The sequence below is a fragment of the Flammeovirga yaeyamensis genome (assembly GCF_018736045.1).
Taxonomy (GTDB): Bacteria; Bacteroidota; Bacteroidia; order Cytophagales; family Flammeovirgaceae; genus Flammeovirga; species Flammeovirga yaeyamensis.
Window position 1 is genome coordinate 181,110 of record NZ_CP076133.1, and the last position, 18,616, is coordinate 199,725.

Here is an 18,616-nt window from a genome sequence, read left to right on the forward strand (position 1 = left end):
CTTTCTGTTGGTGTAATTAATAGTTTAAAGCATCTCCATCCATCAATTTTAATGGAGGATTCGTGACTAATAGATCGCCTTCGAATAGTCCCTTGGTTATTTCAACATGGTTTCCAGAGATCTTGCCTGTAATAATTCTTTTCTTGAAGGCCGTTTTGTTTCTAGCTAAAAACACATAATCTAATCCATCGATGTCTCTCACTACTAAAGACATTGGAATTTCAATTTGATCCCTTTGTACCGTTTCAGTCAATTCCGCTGTACACATCATTCCTTCTCGTAACTGTTCATTTACTTCTGGTAAAAGAATATCAACCGTAAAGGACCTTGTCAGCTTAGATGCCGACGGGTACACTTTGTTAATCTCACCAGTATATTCCTTATCTGCTATTTTTACCTCTACTTTTCCAGAAAGTTCTATCAAATTAATTTTGTTTTCTGGAACACCTACCGATGCATAAAGCGATGTGTTATCCAACAAACTTACTATTGGTTCTCCCTTGGAAATTCCTCCACCTGGACGTGCCCAAATTTTTCCTACTTTTCCAGAAATGGATGAATATAAGGTAGTGTATTTCAGTTTATTCTTATAGATATTATACCCTGCCTCGGCTTGTTGCTGTAAAGAAACTATTTTCTGATAATCGGCCTCAGCTAAACTTCCTGCCTTATACATTTTAGTTAAACGTGATAACTGATCGTTGGCCTCATCTAATTTTGCTTTCGACACTTTTAAAGCTTGTTGATAATCTTCTGTGTCTAATTGAGCGATTTTCTGACCTTTTTTGATATTCTGTCCTTCTTTAACATACAATCGGGTCAATTTACCATCGACTAAAAAAGATAATTGATGATTTCCCTCTGCTTTTAACTCTCCCAACAATTCAAGAACAATGGGTTTAGTTTTGGAGGCTACTTTTTCAACTTTAACAGCATACTCTTTAGGGGCTTTCTTTTGTGTGACTTCCTGAGTGCAAGAAAATAGGATGCTTAATAAGATAATGGGAGAAAATAGTAATTTACTTTTCATAAAAATCAGATAATTTTTGATTGATATAAGTTACAGTTATTAGTTATTTTAAAAAAGCATTACATAACTTTTTTTAAGAGAATATCAGGATTGATGCTAATAAATGCTAAATGTATGATACAAAAAAATAACCCCACATAATGTGCGAGGTTACTTTAATCATCTTAAATACTATTTAAAACTAAAACTATTACAACTAGTTTGTTAATTCTTGAGTATGAAACAACTTAATATTTTAAAACTGTCTTTTTTTCAAATACAAATATGGAAATAAAAAAATGATAAATGAATAATTATTCACTTATTAACAATGATAAAAACACAACTTATTGATTGTGTTTAAAATAAAATAAAACACTTATAAAAACAGTAGAGCCAAAATATAACTTTGGCTCTACTTTCATCTACTTTATTCTTTATTTTATTGAGCAGTAAGTTCGTTAGTCTTGTTGTTAAACTTTAATGTAAACAAATAAGGGTATATTCTTTTTTGATAATCAAATTTAGGTAGAAAACACCCTAATCGTCAATCCCTCAAATGGGGGATTTTCTTCGTTATATCTAAATAAGTTTAAAGATTTTAGAGTTAAACAAAATTGCAACCGATTACATTCCTATGATTAAGATATATTAAAGATAATGAGTCAACTAAAGAAATTGTAATGCGTTTTATTTACTGTACTTGGAATTACCAAGACTCATGATTTTCCAAAAAACAATAACCAAAAATGAAAAAATTAGTTCTTGCATTATCGGTTCTTACATTACTTAGTGTTTCAACATTTGCATCAACATATAATAAGATTAAAAACTTAGTATATATCGAACAAATGGACAATAATGTAACAGTTCAAGAGAATTTAGAAAAAATTTCTAAAGACTATGTTGATGGTGATATTTTACAACAAAAATTCTTCGAGTATGAAGAAAATGGTGTAAAGAAATATCAACTTCAAATTGTAGAAGATATTACATATAAAAGAATTATGATTACTACAGAAGACGGTAAAGATTATTGTCAAGTATCATTAATTAATAGAAATATTGACTAATTAGTTAAGTCATATATTTCAAAAGAGCAGTAAATTTCTTTACTGCTCTTTTTTATGTCTTTCTATTTTGTATATCAAAAATATAATAGAGCCTAACGAGGTTCCAATAGGAACAATGGTCTTCCAACTAGTGTAATAAGCTATAATTTGCAATGGAATAAGAGATATTAAAGCTCCTATAACAATCCACTTTAAATAAGGAGGCCGTTTTTCCATAATTAAAATTCTTTATTTCGCCTCTCAATTTACGTTATCTTTTGTAATCTCCCACAATTATCTTCTGATGTACTATCTCTTTATTCGTCCCAAAAAGTTTGACAAAATAAATCCCGCTTTTCAAGGAATTTAAATAGTAATCATTGGATTGAACTCTATTATCTAGAATGATTAATTTACCCGATAAATCATACAATTTTATTGTCGATATCATAAAGCCAGCTTCGATATTTACTTTACCTTCGAAACTAGGGTTTGGATATACTTTAATCAAATTATCAAGTTGATCACTTAATGATGTCACCCACTCTTCATCTTGAATGTTCATTGTATCAGAAACTACAGAACATCCTAATGAGTCTGTTGCTTTTACTACATATTTCCCCACTCTTGATGGGTGTATAAATAATGTTTGATCTGCAATGAACTCATCTCCAAAATACCAAGAGTATACTTTTGTTGAGTCTGCATTCCCTACCCTTAATGTTTGATTTTGATATAAAATATCAGGAGTCGTAAAAGCTGCTTTTTGATTTACAGTCAAAGAATTGGAATAAGCCAAACAACCACCCGAGGTCACTGCCCTTACAGTATAGACACCCTCTTTGAATGTAGTAAAAGTAGGATTTGTTGCATCAGAAATAATTGTATCATTAACATACCATTGATATGCTAAATTTGTATCAATAGGATTAGCGTATAATTGAATATTAATATTTTCATTACTACAAAACCAAGTATGTCTTTCTGATAAAATCTGTATAGAATCCTGTTGAGCACAATCTACTCCTACATGAGCTTCGAATAATTTCAAACGTAAACCAGTCCAATTTGAGTGGGTAGAATAACAACTATACATACCTTTATCACTCATAGAAATATTAGATAAATTCAATTCAACTCCAATTGATGTCGTATCCTTAAACCATTCCAAAACTTCTCCATCTACAACCGCATAATTATGACTGTAATTATCTCCCAACTGCTTACTTATATACTCTCTTTTTAATACATTAAATTGAGGTATTGCTTCTGTATTGGAAGGATTTAAATTTGATAAACCTGAGAAATCCAGCTGATTGAAAGATACGTTTACTTGTGTTTCTGAAGGAGGAGCGACAGTAACATTGTTTATCTTATTATTTGATATATCTAACTTAATTACTGTTGTAGGAAGACTGTAACTCCATTTTTTCAAGACATTATGGTCTACATAGACTTCTGACATAAAAGATTTATTCTCAAAAATATCACCCAATGTATCCAAGTTATTGTAACTTAAATCGAGAATTCTCAACTGATTTGAACCTTGTAAATTACGATCTACTGTATGTATATTGTTATGACTTGCCAATACATGTCTTAGATCATCCAATCCACTTAGTTGTGGTAGTCGGTTTAAACTATTATGATGAATGTAAAGTGTCCTTAAACTCCTTAATGCTGCTAAGGAAGCTACATCATCATCCTCTAGTTGATTATAAGATAAATCCAATAACCACAACTCTTTCAATCTCCAAATGGAATCAGACACGGATTGTAAATTACAATTGGCTACTTTTAAAATTTGTAACTTCTTTAGATCTCTAACTTTTTCAGGTAGGTGTGTCAAAGAAGGTGTATTAGATAAATCCAATTGAGTAATCTTACCTGATGTATTCGATAAATACCTTGGCCAATCTGATATAGGATCTGATGAATTATAACTTATTTGTAGTTCATCAAATATTGATTTTAATATCAAAGAATCTGTAGATGATATTGGTTGTTCATTGGTTTCCTCTTCTTGAGTTTGTCTTTCCTTTACTTTAATGATTAGGGTATCATTTGCCGAACAAGCATTTAGATCATATGTACTTGCAAAAACCCAATACACTCCAGCTCCTCTATCCTGGGGAGAAAATAATGAGTTGCCCATTTGAGGTGTTTCATTGTTGACAGAAAAAGACACCAAACTAAAACTTTCACCGTTTACATTCCCTCCTAAAGTAATATTTGGATCATCATTATAGATAAACAGTGAATCGTCAGTAAAAGCATTACCATTGACGGTAATTTGCAACTCGGATTTTTTATAAACGGAAACAGGAATTTCTACTGAATCCTCTAAAATGCCATCATTTCCTACAAAAAAGGCTTCCCAAACAATATTTCTCATCCCTCCAGGTGGAATAGTTTCATCAAATAGTAAATTGGGTTGAAGAAGCAAAGGGTCAGCAACTGTAATACCGTCACCTACGACTTTTACGAGTGTTAAATCATTGAAACCATTGGTAGAGGTATTCATAGTGATATTTTGATTCGGTGTATTTGAACATATCACCGAAGGTAAATTTAAAAGAGTAGTTGGATCAAACACATGAAATACCGTTTGTACCGTTTTTGTACAATTACCATCTGATAAAGAATAGGTTATTTGATGTGACCCAACACCCGCAGAATTAGGGGTAAATGAATTGTTCATCACTCCTGCTCCGCTACAAGTTAAAATCACCCCATCATTATCAATATTTGTGGACATCGTAATTGCCGTATTTGAGTTCACATTAAACCTTTTCGTGTTTGGAAAAGTCGTTACAGCGATCGCATCAACATCGGTAACATCAATGTCTATTTCATTAGAATAAAAAGTATCTGTACCATTAGAAATAACTCTTTTATAAGCATAATTACCATCTACAGGGACTGAGGCCACTGTAAAATTCATACTATTAGAGTTAGGTAAAATAGTCCATTCCCCTTCATTTTCTCTTTGCTCCCAATGTATCACCGCCGTTTCTCCGTCTCTTGTAATCGATGCAGTATCAACCACATTACCAGTAAGAGTTAAGTTAATGTCATGATTACAAAATACTTCTGTTGAAGGGGTATTAATATAATTCTCTAATTGTGGAGTAGTTGAAACAGAAAAATAAACATTACTAGCATCAGTTGTTGTACTCTTTAGTGCTGAATTCCCTGCTGAATCCAATGCAGTAATTGAGAAGGCTAAAGGGTTAGAATGTGTTTCTGTGGGTAAGACATCAAACGTTTTGATAAATGTAAAATTTGTAGGTGTCTGATCAGATAATTCTAAATCTTCACCTTCTAGTTGAGCGGAAATTGTTTCAATCGGTTCGGACATAATCACTTTTAAGTATACCGTATTCCCGTTATCAATTAAAGTATTGTCGGCGGGATTATCGGTGTTGATCTGAACCACATTGAAATTGGGAGAATACGAATCAAATATATATTGACGTGAGGAATAATAATTCAATTCATCTTGATTAAACTGTAGATTTATATTGTCACCGTCCGCAAAAGAATAACTGATATTGGTCATAATATCATAATCACTCCCATCAGTATTTGAAACTACGTTAATGAGAACTGTAGATATGGGCATATCATTGACTAAAACTGTAAAATTAGCAGCTACTGGGAAGATACTTTCACCCGTTAGATCCCACACCAAATTTGATGAATTTGTATGGGTACTTTCGTTGTGGGTAAAAGATGATATTGATTGAGAAAAGGCATTAAAGGCTGTCAAAAAAAGAATAATAAAACTTAACACAACCGATAATAAACCATTATCAAAATGATATGAAAAGCGTTTCATTTAAGAGGGTAAAATTAGGTACAATTAGGTTTTTGCTTAAACACAAGTAACTAATATTTAATCACTTAACCTATATTTCTTGATTAATTCATCCGAAAATGAAATTTTTAAAAGATATATTTATCTTCTATATACATGGTTGATGCATTGTTTAGAATGCATCTAAACTACAAAAGGTGATGAAAAGCACTATTTTTTAGTGTCATCCCTTTTTATCTTTACAAGGTAAATTTTGAATCAAACTGGAAATATAACTCGAATTAGTGAATTAAGCCTATGATGTTAAAAAAACTCATTCCTCCTAAGCAGTGGCAACCTGTTGTTATTGCATTACTTGGGGCGATTGTGGGATTAACATTATATATAGCACAAACAGCTAGGGTCACATCTTATCTTTCTGATGACCCCGAGACTTGTGTCAACTGTCACGTAATGACTCCTCAATTTGAGAGTTGGAAGCACAGTTCACATAGAGAAGTTGCTACATGTAATGATTGTCACGTACCACATGACAATGTTGTATCGAAGTATGCGTTTAAAGCCAAAGATGGTCTTTATCACTCATACATGTACACCCTAAGAATGGAGCCACAGGTGATTAAAATGCATCAACCAGGTCGTGAAGTTGTACAAGCAAACTGTGTGCGCTGTCATAATGATCAGGTAACAGACGCAAAAATGTCATCTTGGGTAGCCAACCACTCTCACGATAGAACCGACAGAGCATGTTGGGAATGTCACAGAGAAGTACCTCATGGAAGAGTAAAATCTCTTTCATCTGTTGGATATCAAATCCAAAGCCTCCCTGTACAAGGTGAGAAAAAAGATGTTATACCAACTTGGCTAAAAGACGCCTTGAAAAATAAGAAAAAATAAATTATGAGCTCTAAAGTTAAAAATTGGCTTTTATTTTTGGCTACAGTAACTGTAGTTGTGCTTCTAGCAATGTTAGGAAGCAATATTACGGATCGTAAATCAGAATCTCAGTTCGCTTACCAACCACAAGTGAAAATTGCAGATAACGATCCTCGTAACGACGTTTGGGGTAAAAACTTCCCTCGTCAATACGAATCATTCTTAGAAACAAAAGAGATGGACTTCTCTTCTAAGCATAACGGTAATCAATTAAAAGATGCCTTGGCTGGTACTCCTGAACTTGTAGTTCTTTGGGCTGGTTACGGTTTCTCTAAAGATTACAACCAACCACGTGGTCACTACTATGCAGTAGAAGACATTCATAACACTCTAAGAACAGGTGGACCAACTGAAGAAGGTACTGGCCCAATGCCTGCAACTTGTTGGACTTGTAAGTCTCCAGATGTACCTCGTTTAATGAACGAAATTGGTATTGCTGAATTCTATAAAGGAAAATGGTTCGACAAAGGTGAGCAAATTCACAACCCTATTGGATGTAACGACTGTCACGATAACAAGACAATGGAATTAAAAATTTCTCGTCCTGCGTTAATCGAGGCTTTCCAATCTATGGGTAAAGATATCAACGATGCTTCTCATCAAGAAATGAGATCATTAGTATGTGCACAATGTCACGTAGAGTACTACTTCAACAAAAAAGAGCCTGTAGAAGGTGTTCCTTACCTAACTTTCCCTTGGAAAAACGGTTTAACGGTTGAGGATGCTGAGAAATACTATGACGACATCAACTTCTCGGACTGGACACACAGCTTATCTAAGACGCCAATGTTGAAAGCACAACACCCAGGTTACGAGATCTACCAACAAGGTATCCACGCGAAGAGAGGTGTTTCTTGTGCTGACTGTCACATGCCTTACAAAACTGAAGGTGGTCAAAAATTCACAGATCACCATATCCAGTCTCCTTTGGCTAACCCTGCAAACTCTTGTCAAGTATGTCACCGTCAAGATCAAAACGAATTGATGGAGAATGTATACTCAAACCAAGACAAGAACAAAGAGGGTGCACACCGTTTAGAGAAATTATTAGTTAGAGCGCACGTTGAAGCGAAAAAAGCTTGGGATTTAGGTGCTACTGAAAAGCAAATGCAACCAATCTTAATGGACATCCGTCACGCTCAATGGAGATGGGACTACTCTGTAGCATCTCATGGTGGTTCTTTCCACGCTCCTGTTGAAACTGGTAGAATTATCACTACAGGTATCGACAAAGCGCAAGAGGCTAGAATTAAATTGGCTAAACTTCTTCCTAAATTAGGTTTCGACGGTGAAGTTCCTTACCCAGATATCTCTACTAAAGCAAAAGCACAAAAGTACATTGGTTTAGATATGGATAAATTGGAGAAAGAAAAAGAAAACTTCAAAGAAACTATCATTCCAAAATGGTTAGAAGCTGCTAAGAAACGTGAAGACGCTATGGGTGTTCAAACTGTTTCTAGCAAATAAGACTTAAAGATCTTAATAATTAATAAAGCTGCTGTACTATTTCCTTAAAATTCAAGTAATTAGAGGGATTGTACAGCAGCTTTTTTATAACTAGACAAAAAGCTATTACATTTGTAACAAAGTAGATGTACTTACAAATAATTCCATAAATAATAATGAAGAAAATCTTCAAGTTTCTATTTTCAAACGAACTAACATTAGTTGCCTTATTTTCTTATGCGGTAGCAATGGGTGTGGCCACTTTCGTTGAAAATGATTATGGTACACCAGCAGCAAGAGAAATGGTGTACAATGCACTTTGGTTCGAAATTTTACAAGTGATCTTAGGTATTAACTTTATAGGTAATATCAAGAAATATAAGTTATTCAGAAAAGAAAAAGCAGCCGTTTTTACTTTTCATATCGCTTTTATTATCATTTTATTGGGTGCGTTTATTACTAGAAACTTCGGATACGAAGGGAATATGCATATCCGTGAGGGGCAAAGCAGTAATCAACTTATCTCATTAGACCGCTATTTCAATGCACATATTCACAGTGCATCTGCGAATAAAGAATTTAACCGTAAAAGTACTTTCACTCAGTTACATCAACCTAATTTTGAGTGGAAAGAAGAAATTAATGGAGATCAAATTAAAGTGACTCCTAAAATGTTTGTACCTGATGCTGTTCAAACAGTAATAGAAGGTGGTGCTGATGATGCTGTTATAGAAGTTGTTACTGCATCTGAGTCGGGCCGTAAATCGGTTTTCCTTGCCAAAGGAAAAAGTATGTTTGTGAATGGTCAGGAAATTACATTCAACAACCCTAACAAAGGGGCAATAAACATTAGAGAAAAAGGAGTTGATTATACAATTGAAACTCCTCAGCCAATTGGCTTTTTTATCATGGCAGACCAAAGTACAGGTTCTGTAGATGATGGTATTGAATCCAAATTACAAAAAGAGGCCCTATACACTATGGGTGATTTCCGTTTTGTAATTAAAGATATACATGAAGGCCTAAAACTAGGCTACTCTCCTGCCACTACAAAGAAAATGAAAGAACAAGCTGCCGATCTTTTGTTTGTTGACGTTACTGTGAACGACGAAACAAAAGAAGTGATTTTGGCGAGTTTGAGTGGTGTAGTAACTCCATTTAAAGAAGTGGTTATCGGAGGATATACAATTGATGTTTCTTTTGGACCTCAAGTAACTGAATTACCTTTCAGTCTTTTCTTGAATCACTTTGAAATGGAAAGATACCCAGGTTCAACCAACCCTTCTGCTTACTCATCAGAAGTGATTGTTCAAGATGGGGATGTGAGTTACCCTTATACTATTTTTATGAATAATGTATTGGACCACTCAGGTTACCGTTTCTTCCAAGCCTCTTTTGATCAAGATGAAAAGGGTACTATCCTTTCTGTAAACCAAGATAGACCTGGTACTATTGTCACTTATATTGGATACTTATTGATGACTGTAGCAATGGTATTGAGTATGTTCGAGAAAAAATCAAGATTTAGATTAGTAAGTGGTAAACTTTCGAAATTAAAAGCACAAAGTGTTACTCTTCTTTTAATGGGTGCTGCTGTATTAAGTTCACACCAACTAAAAGCACAAACAGAAGTAGCAGAACATCCTAATCAGGAGAAAGTAGAAGTACAAGAGACTCCACAATTTGTCGACCGATCTCAACATGTCGATGGAGAACATTCTAAGCTTTTTGGTAGCTTAATTGTTCAGGATATGGATGGCCGTTTAAAGCCTGTCAATACTTTATCATCAGAATTCTTAAGAAAACTAACGCGTAAGACCACTTATAAAATGGTTTACAAAGATGGTGCTGAAGAAAAGATGAACAGTGATCAATTGTTCCTTGCTTTACAAATGGATCCTGGTTACTGGCAAAGTATGCCTATCATTAAAGTTGACAAAGACGCTGGTAAAGGTGTTTTTGATCTATTGGATATGGAACAAAAGCCTATGGTTTCTTTCAATGATTTAATCAATAACGAAGGTGATTACTTATTAAGAGCTGCCGTTGATGATGCCCAAAAGAAAAAACCATCTGAAAGAGGAGAATTTGATAAAGAGTTGATTAAAATCGACGAAAGATTTAATATTCTATATCAAGGCTTATCGGGGAACTACTTAAAGATCTTCCCTGTACCTAACGATCCAGATCACAACTGGTTTAACGCCAATTTTATGGGATCTCCTTTCGCACAAGAAGATTCAACTTTCGTAAGAAACATCACTAAGATGTATTTTATGGAGATTCTTAAAGCAAGAGAATCCAAAGATTGGTCGCAAGTAAATCAAAACTTAGAATACATTCGTTTATTCCAACAAAAAATGGGTGAAGATATTTATCCTACAGACAACGCCATTAAAATGGAGTTGCTGTACAATAAGATGAATATTTTCAATAACCTTTTCCCTATTTACTGGATGTTGGGTATTTACCTTTTAGGTGTTGCCTTATGGAAAGTATTTAAAGTGAATACAGCAAGTAATCGAGCGTATACAATTGGGGTTATACTTCAAATGGTGGCTTTCGGTTTCTTTACTTGCAACCTTCTATTAAGATGGTACATTGCACAATATCCACCTTGGACTAACGGTTATGAAATGCTTATTCTTGTAGCTTGGGCATTGTTCCTATTTGGTTTCTTCTTTTATAAGAAATCGGATTTTATCCTTCCATTAGTTTCTCTGTTTGGTGGTACATTATTGTTTGTAAGTTTCTTGGATTGGTTAAACCCAGAAATTACTAACCTTGTACCTGTATTGAAATCGTATTGGTTAAAAATTCACGTAGCGATTATCGTAAGTTCATATGCTCCTTTAGCATTGTCAGCACTTCTTGGTTTTATCAACTTGATCTTCATTACAATTAGAAATGAGAAGTTTAAGAAGCCAATTTTGGAATTGACTTATGTAAGTGAGCTATCAATGACTATTGGTTTATACATGTTAGCTGTAGGTACATTCTTAGGTGGTGTTTGGGCCAACGAGTCATGGGGTCGTTATTGGGGTTGGGATCCTAAAGAAACATGGGCTTTAATCTCTGTGATTGTGTACTCTGTAGTACTTCACCTTAGATTGGTTCCTGCTTTAAAAGGGAATTACACATTCAACTTGGCAAGTTTATTAGCCTTCTCAAGTATTGTAATGACCTCTTTTGGTGTAAATTACTACTTAACAGGTTTACACTCTTACGCTACAGGCGATCCTGTACCAGTTCCTACCTTTGTTTACTATGTAGTAGCTATGGTATTTACACTTGCTGTAGCAGCGTATTATAGAAATCAAAAGAAGATATAATTCTCTTCTTGAAAATATTTTTAAGCCGTTTCTTGAAAAAAGGAACGGCTTTTTTGGTGACATTTTTTTAAGTGCGATATAAGTAAGTGAAAATAATAATACACCAAATCTTAATTTACCATGAAAACATTAATTTACTTTTTATTGACTTTTATTGCTCCATTAATCGTTGTTGCTGAAGAGGAAGAAAAAAAAGAAGACGAGGCCCCTACCGAAAAGGTAGAAATATATAAAGGTTTATTCTTAAATATGGAGGATGATTTAGTACACCAACATATCAAAAGCGATCTAAATGGAGAGTTAACAACAGAAGGATATTACTCTATTAAGTTTTTAGATCAAGAAGCTTTATTAGAGCCCGTATTTGAAAAAAATCAATTAACTCAAATCAAAATTATTTATCAGTCAGATGATGTGGAGTTGATCGAATGTAATCTAAATATGATCATCAAAAGTTTGAGTACATCAACTGATTGGTCCTTACACCAAGCTACGGATGATCAGTGGTTACTAGAAAAAAATCTTGATAAAACCATTGACAATATGAATCAGATTACCATGTTTACTTATGGTATTCATAGAGATAATGTAGGACACGGTTGGCACGCAGAAGTGGTTATTTCACCACGCTTCGAAGCGACTGATGAGTTCTCTGAAGAATCATTAAACAAAGCAAAAATGGAGATTGAATCTTCTCTATAAAAAATATAATAGTAGTTATTTTAGTTTGATATTGTTAAAACCTGATAGAAATCTGTCAGGTTTTTCTTTTGTAAGGCACTAATATTGCATATATGAATAAATCATCATATTTTTATAAAGTACATGGTGTTATCAGAATTAAAATTATTTGAGTTCTTAAATATATTATGAAAAAGTTAATCATCTCACTTTTTGTATTCTTCGGCTTTACGATTTCAATATTAGCACAAGAAAACAAAGAAATCCCCGCAATTACAGATCCTGTAACGAAAGAGGGATGGACCAATGATGCAAATTATGCTATTAAAACCGCTCAGGATGAAAAAAGACCTATAATCATGGACTTTACAGGAAGTGATTGGTGTGGATGGTGTAAAAAAATTGACAGAGAAATCTTTGATACACCAGAATTCAAAAAATGGGTAAAGGAAAATAATATTATTCTTTTAGAGCTTGATTTCCCTAAAGGTGTTAAACAATCCGATCAGCTTAGAGCACAGAATTATTATTTAGCTCAGGAGTATAAAATTCAAGGTTATCCTACAATTTTTATTGTAAAAGATGGTAAGGGTATTCAAATGGGTTACCAAAAAGGAGGACCTGAAGCTTGGATTAAAGCTGTAGAGGCTCAGTTGGATATTTAATTTTCTTGAAGAAATTATTATCAAAAAAAGCCCGAATTCTAGTTAAAGAATTCGGGCTTTTTCTATTCCTTTCAGAAATTATCTATGCTTATGCCCCGGTTCCCAAATCAAACGACAGAAAGCACTTAAACGTTCGTTTTCTCTACCAACAGGAATACCGGCAACGATACCCACCAAAAGGTTATCTGCAATACCCACTCTCATCTGAGGGCGAATAGTCATATCAAAATCTCCATTGGCCACCGTTTGGTTAAACTCCATACCAATAAAATTGGAAGTACCCGGTATCATATAATGGAATGAAGGGTTGATTTCATAAGAAATATCCCAATCTTTAGATTGATAACCGTATTCAAAACTTGGTCCGGTATAAATCAACGAGTGCCAATTTCTCCCCCATCTTTTTGCGATGACATAAAACGGATTAAAAATATTTCCTTGAATTAAAGGATTGCCAAAATTTTTAAAATCGGAAAATGTGATTTCATTGATATACCCCAAAGCCATTGACATATTCAGTTTTTCAGAAACAAAAAATGACCATTGTGTTGCCAATTTTAAACTTTCTAATCTATCTGAAGGAATTGAATCTCTATCTACTCCATCCTGTGGAGAATAAAATGAAAAAGGAAGTTCTACTTCAAAACCAAGTCTATTGATTGGTGCCCATTCGTATTCTATTAAAGCCTCGTATTTATCGTATTTAAGATTGTCTTTAATCTCCATACCCACGTTCCATTCTTTTTCACCAGCACGTGCTCCAAGGTCGCGAATAAGATCAATGTAAAGTGGTTCAGCGTGTACCACCTTTGGAGGTAAATTCTTCTCGTTGTATTTATTGATATAAATACTGTCTTGCTGTTCTTTAGTTAGAATTCCATGAGTTTCATTTTGTGCAAATAAAGAACCCATAGAAATAACTAATAATAAGAATAGCGTGTTAAGCGATCTCATGTAGTCAGATTAGATTTGAGGAATTGATTTTAATTAAAGGTGCAAAGATATGATGTTTAACAAAGAAAAAAACATCATCTTTTATATCAGTAGATTGTTAGCTTAATTTTAACATAAATTTAAGTCAATATTTTCTACCTCAAAGGTTGAAATTTACTTAGAATTACTTTCATAATCATAAACAAAGGAGTAATCTCCATGATGGAGAAACAATTCATCAAAATAATATTCCCACATCTCAACATTATCGATCGTTGGAAATTCTCCTTTTTTAGAAGAAGCCACCATTAAAGATGATACATATGGAGTTCCACTTATTAAATGTCTACTTCGGTGGTCGTAAGCACTTGGTGGTTGACATAGTAAATGATATAATTCGTGGGAAATTAATTGTAATGAAAGATGGTCGTGATTGATCTTCACAGAAGATGGATTTACTTTGATAATACCGTTGGAAAAAGTAGTTGCATTGACATGGTTTGCTAATTCTGGTCCCCATTTAATATTCACTTTTCCTGAACGAAATGTCATGTCACGTTTTTCTGCTTCATCAATGAACCGTAAGATATGATCATGAAATATTTCACTTAATTCTTCGTCCTGATAGGTGATTTTTAGATTATCGGGTTCTACTTCCCAGTTAATTATTGAACATGAAGATAATAAAAATAGGATATATAAGCAGGTTAACGAAAATATGCGGGTCATAAATAATTGAGTATAGGTGGTAATCTAATTTACAAATATTATTTAATAATTGAAATCATTATTTAAGCTCTCCCTGTTTTTTTTGTTATTTCGATTTGGAAAAACTAAATTCAACCAACTTAATACTTCGTTAATTTTATAGACACGACATTCTAATGGATGAATTTTCTAGGAATGCTCAACAATTGTGTGAGCTCTACGGAATTACCTCAAAAGACACTGAATATATTCAAAGACTTAAACCAATAGCGATGAAAGCGCTACCACAAATGGTAGAAAGTTGGTATAAGTGGCTAAGGTCTACTCCTGAATTTTATGAATATTTTTCGGATCCTTCTACTCTAGAACGCGTTCAGAAGATGCAATTTGGGTTTTGGGAACAATTCTTTGATGCTCAAATTGATGGTGGTTATATTGAATCAAGACGCAAGGTTGGTGAGGTACATGCACGTATAGGATTATCTCAAGAGATTTATCTTGCTGGAGTTGATCATTTTCTTTCTTTATTTGTGGAAATGCTTCTTAAGGTGAAAGATTGGTCGGCTGAAGATATTAATGAAGCTAGAAGAGGTTTGAACAAAATGGTGCATATGGATATGACTATTATTGTTCAGAGTTACGAAAGTATAGTCAATCAAAAAATTACTGCTCAAAGTAAGACATTGATGGCCATGTCAACGCCAGTAACTCAAATCTGGGAGGGATTACTTTTATTGCCTGTCGTTGGATTAATCGATTCAAGAAGAGCACAAGATATCATGGATAACACCCTATCACAGATATCTACCCATCATGCTCAATCTTTTATTTTAGATATTTCTGGTGTAGCTGTAGTAGATACTGCGGTAGCAAATCACCTTATTAAGATCACAAAAGCAACAAAACTAATGGGTTGTGAGTGTATCATATCAGGCTTATCACCTGCAGTTGCTCAAACTATCGTTGAATTAGGAATTGATGTAGGAACAATTAAAACTACCGCAAACCTACGTTCGGCTATAGAAATTGCTTTCGATAAATTAAATATGAAAATTATCAAGCAATAAATGGAGAATTGGATTAAATCGAGTATTCCTTTACAGCTACATAAAGGTTGTATTATTGCCTCTTTTCAATTAGATCTTGAAGAGGAACAACTAAAATTGTTTCGTCAAGAGTTATTGAATTTTGTGGTGAAACACAATAAGATTAGAGGTATTATCTTCGATTTATCGGGATTAGAAATTATTGACCTGATTGATTTTAATCGTATTAGAAGTATTATTGATATGATTAAATTGACCGGTTATCAAACCATTATTTCTGGCTTAAAACCCTCTGTGGTCTCTTCGCTTATTTTATTAGATGCTGACATCGATGGCCTTAATGCCGTATTAAGTCTTGATGAAGCTTTCTTAATGGTTGATCAAATGTTGAAGTAAAATGAGAATTAGTATTCAAAAAGAAACCGATATTCACTATGCTCAACATGAGGTACTTGATTTTGCCAAATCACTTGGTTTTAATCAACTGGACTGTCATAAAATATCCATTATTATTTCAGAACTAGCTCAGAATATCATTAAATACGTGGGGAAAGGCTTTGTGAAATTTTCTCATAGAAGAATGCTGCATAGAGAAGGGATTCTGATAGAAGCAATTGATAATGGAAAAGGAATATTTGATCTAGAAACTGCACTAACCGATAATTTTTCGACTGGCGGAACACTTGGATTGGGATTACCAGGAATTAAAAGAATTGCCGATATTTTTGAGATAGATTCAATACCTGATCAAGGTACACATGTAAAAGTAACATATTGGATAAAATACAAAAAATAGAGATTGCGGGTTATACTCGTCCTATCACAGGTGAGTATGTGAATGGAGATGCTTTTTTTATCCATCAAGAAGACGATTATACCTTTTTTGCGGTTATTGATGGTATTGGACATGGACAAGTGGCTCATCAAATAGCGAGCAAACTGACGAAATATATTAAAGAAAGGGTACAGAAAGACATTGCTCATTTAATGTCTGAAGCACATTATTTTATGAAGGGTTCCGAAGGGGCCGCTTTAGGGCTTGGGATCATCGAAAATAATGAAATTAGTTTCTGTACGATTGGTAATATCAATGCTAGAATCATAAATCAACAAAATAATAATATAGCGTTATTATCTACAGATGGATTGATTGGAGTACGAAAAAGAACTCCTCGTGTTGATGTACGAAAAATTCAAACAGGCGACCTAATTCTAATTCATAGTGATGGAGTGAATAGTTCTAATTCATTTCATAGCAAAGTCAACTATCATTTGTTTACTTGTGAAATACTATCTAGAAAATTAGTAAAAGAGTGGGGATCAGAATTTGATGATGCTACAATGTTATGTATTAAAATAAAGTAAATGAGTTTATTTGAAACAAAAATATTGGGTAGTGAAAAGGAGATTATCTATTTCCGTAAAAAGGTATATAATGTGGCTTTTTTAATGATGGGAAATGCAGGTAACTCTAATAAAATTGCTAGTTTTTTATCTTCTTATCTAAGAATGTTGCAACAACATTTTCCACTGCTCATTCTAACGATTGATTATGAACATATTAAATCAAATAATATTTCTACTTTCAAGATTGGTATTTCTAGTTCCTTAGGTGATCCCATTTTTCCTCCTCCAATTATTAAATCTCACTTATTTCATATAGATGTTTTTGATACCAAAATGGTCATGACCATAAAAAGAAATTTTGATACTAAAAACCTATATAAAGCTGTAGAATTTTATAATGAAAAAAGTAGAGACGAACTTTTAGATGAACTAAAGGTAAAGAACGATGACCTTAAAGAGTCTTATGAAAATCTAAAAAAGGCCAAAAACGATAAAGCAAGAATGGAAAGTGAATTATCTGTAGGTAGAAATATACAGATGAGTATGCTTCCTAAAAACTTCTTTCAAAATGACCATATTTCATTATTTGCCGATCTAATTCCTGCAAGAGAAGTGGGTGGTGATTTTTATGATTTTCAGCTCATTAATAATCGCTATTTATACATCGTTATCGGGGATGTTTCGGATAAAGGAGTTCCGGCCGCCTTGCTTATGGCCATGACAAAATCACTTCTAAAAAGTGCCGCACAAACAGAAATATCAACGGCGGAAATTATGAGTCATGTCAACAATCAAATTGTTGAGGAGAACAAGAACAATATGTTTGTCACCGTCTTTATGGGCATGTTAGATGTGTGTACAGGTAAACTCACCTACACCAATGCAGGTCATAATCCATCGTTTATTCGAAGTGGTCAAAATTTAGAAGTATTAAAAGAAATACATGGGCCTATTATAGGTGTCATGAAAGGCCTTGATTATAAAGAACGCACCGTTCAGTTACAGGAAAACGATGTTGTGTATGCTTATACAGATGGTGTTCCCGAAGCAAGAAACAGAGACAAAGTATTTTTTACTGATCAAAAATTACAAGGTTTTGTAAAGAATACTACCATTACTTCCATGAAACAATTGGTCGAAGATACCATTCATGAGGTTAGAGTTTTTGAAGACGGTTTCGAACAAGCTGATGATATAACAGTGCTCTGTTTAAAATTCAAGAAAAAAACTACTCCTTTATTTACCACAGACTTAAAACCCAATTTTGATCAAAAAAACAAGTTAAATGAACAGCTTCAGGTGTTTTTTAATCAAAATGAATTGGATGAAACTATACAGAAAAAACTATTTATCGTTTTTGATGAAGTGATAAGTAATCAAATAAAATATGGATTTGAGGGTATTGAAATACCTAAAATTCATCTATATTTAGAAATCAAAGACAAAGAATTAAGCATATCAGTTAAAGACAACGGCATTGCTTTTAATCCATTTCTTCAAGAAACACCAAACACGACATCAATATTAGAAGAACGTGAAAGTGGAGGACTTGGCATTCATATTGTCAAACAATTAATGGATTCATACAATTATCATAGAAAGGATGATAAGAACATCATCCAACTTAACAAAATACTATAA

The 18,616-nt window shown here is 33.5% G+C and carries 15 protein-coding genes; 11 read left to right on the top strand and 4 right to left on the bottom strand.

Going from position 1 to position 18,616, the window contains the following annotated elements:
* Positions 1–16: 16 nt before the first annotated feature.
* A complete protein-coding gene (locus KMW28_RS21170; RefSeq protein ID WP_169662364.1) occupies positions 17–1,030 on the bottom strand; it encodes an efflux RND transporter periplasmic adaptor subunit in 1,014 nt (337 codons plus the stop codon).
* Between the two features lie 728 nt (positions 1,031–1,758).
* Between KMW28_RS21170 and KMW28_RS21175 the strand changes: the two genes are divergently transcribed.
* Positions 1,759–2,082, top strand: coding sequence for a hypothetical protein (locus KMW28_RS21175; protein ID WP_169662363.1), 324 nt, complete (start codon positions 1,759–1,761; stop codon positions 2,080–2,082).
* A gap of 250 nt (positions 2,083–2,332) precedes the next feature.
* Here KMW28_RS21175 and KMW28_RS21180 read toward each other — a convergent pair whose 3' ends face one another.
* Positions 2,333–5,902: a T9SS type A sorting domain-containing protein gene (locus tag KMW28_RS21180; RefSeq protein ID WP_169662362.1), complete on the bottom strand. Its 3,570-nt coding sequence runs from the start codon at positions 5,900–5,902 to the stop codon at positions 2,333–2,335.
* A 276-nt stretch (positions 5,903–6,178) separates the two neighbouring features.
* Here KMW28_RS21180 and nrfH point away from each other — a divergent pair, with 276 nt between their 5' ends.
* From nrfH to KMW28_RS21205, 5 genes are all read left to right on the top strand, one after another.
* Positions 6,179–6,778 (top strand): cytochrome c nitrite reductase small subunit, encoded by a 600-nt coding sequence (gene nrfH, locus KMW28_RS21185; RefSeq protein WP_066216152.1) that lies wholly within the window; start codon positions 6,179–6,181, stop codon positions 6,776–6,778.
* Positions 6,779–6,781: 3 nt separating this feature from the next.
* A complete protein-coding gene (gene nrfA, locus KMW28_RS21190; protein WP_066216153.1) occupies positions 6,782–8,284 on the top strand; it encodes an ammonia-forming cytochrome c nitrite reductase in 1,503 nt (500 codons plus the stop codon).
* Positions 8,285–8,439: 155 nt separating this feature from the next.
* Positions 8,440–11,595 carry a cytochrome c biogenesis protein gene (ccsA, locus tag KMW28_RS21195; protein ID WP_169662361.1) on the top strand — a complete coding sequence of 1,052 codons (3,156 nt, stop codon included), beginning with the start codon at positions 8,440–8,442 and terminating at the stop codon, positions 11,593–11,595.
* 120 nt (positions 11,596–11,715) lie between these two features.
* Complete coding sequence (locus tag KMW28_RS21200; RefSeq protein ID WP_066216157.1) at positions 11,716–12,297, top strand: hypothetical protein; 582 nt, start codon at positions 11,716–11,718, stop codon at positions 12,295–12,297.
* A gap of 167 nt (positions 12,298–12,464) precedes the next feature.
* Positions 12,465–12,941 carry a thioredoxin family protein gene (locus KMW28_RS21205; RefSeq protein ID WP_169662360.1) on the top strand — a complete coding sequence of 159 codons (477 nt, stop codon included), beginning with the start codon at positions 12,465–12,467 and terminating at the stop codon, positions 12,939–12,941.
* Between the two features lie 78 nt (positions 12,942–13,019).
* On the opposite strand, the gene KMW28_RS21210 is transcribed toward KMW28_RS21205, so the two are convergent.
* Together KMW28_RS21210 and KMW28_RS21215 are read right to left on the bottom strand one after the other, a co-directional pair.
* Positions 13,020–13,895: an HAEPLYID family protein gene (locus tag KMW28_RS21210; RefSeq protein WP_066216161.1), complete on the bottom strand. Its 876-nt coding sequence runs from the start codon at positions 13,893–13,895 to the stop codon at positions 13,020–13,022.
* 153 nt (positions 13,896–14,048) lie between these two features.
* The gene (locus KMW28_RS21215; protein ID WP_169662359.1) at positions 14,049–14,603 is read right to left on the bottom strand and encodes a hypothetical protein; all 555 of its coding nucleotides are present in this window, start codon (positions 14,601–14,603) and stop codon (positions 14,049–14,051) included.
* 155 nt (positions 14,604–14,758) lie between these two features.
* Here KMW28_RS21215 and KMW28_RS21220 point away from each other — a divergent pair, with 155 nt between their 5' ends.
* The 5 genes from KMW28_RS21220 to KMW28_RS21240 are packed head-to-tail and all read left to right on the top strand — an operon-like array spanning position 14,759 to position 18,616.
* Positions 14,759–15,649: a protoglobin domain-containing protein gene (locus KMW28_RS21220; protein WP_169662358.1), complete on the top strand. Its 891-nt coding sequence runs from the start codon at positions 14,759–14,761 to the stop codon at positions 15,647–15,649.
* On the top strand, positions 15,650–16,024 hold the full coding sequence (locus KMW28_RS21225) for an STAS domain-containing protein (RefSeq protein ID WP_066216167.1): 375 nt from the start codon (positions 15,650–15,652) through the stop codon (positions 16,022–16,024). It begins immediately after the preceding gene.
* Position 16,025: 1 nt separating this feature from the next.
* Positions 16,026–16,424, top strand: coding sequence for an ATP-binding protein (locus KMW28_RS21230; protein ID WP_066216169.1), 399 nt, complete (start codon positions 16,026–16,028; stop codon positions 16,422–16,424).
* Complete coding sequence (locus KMW28_RS21235) at positions 16,403–16,993, top strand: SpoIIE family protein phosphatase (protein WP_169662357.1); 591 nt, start codon at positions 16,403–16,405, stop codon at positions 16,991–16,993. Before KMW28_RS21230 ends, KMW28_RS21235 begins: the two co-directional genes overlap by 22 nt.
* Entirely contained in the window at positions 16,994–18,616 is a 1,623-nt protein-coding gene (locus KMW28_RS21240) for an ATP-binding SpoIIE family protein phosphatase (RefSeq protein ID WP_169662356.1), read from the top strand.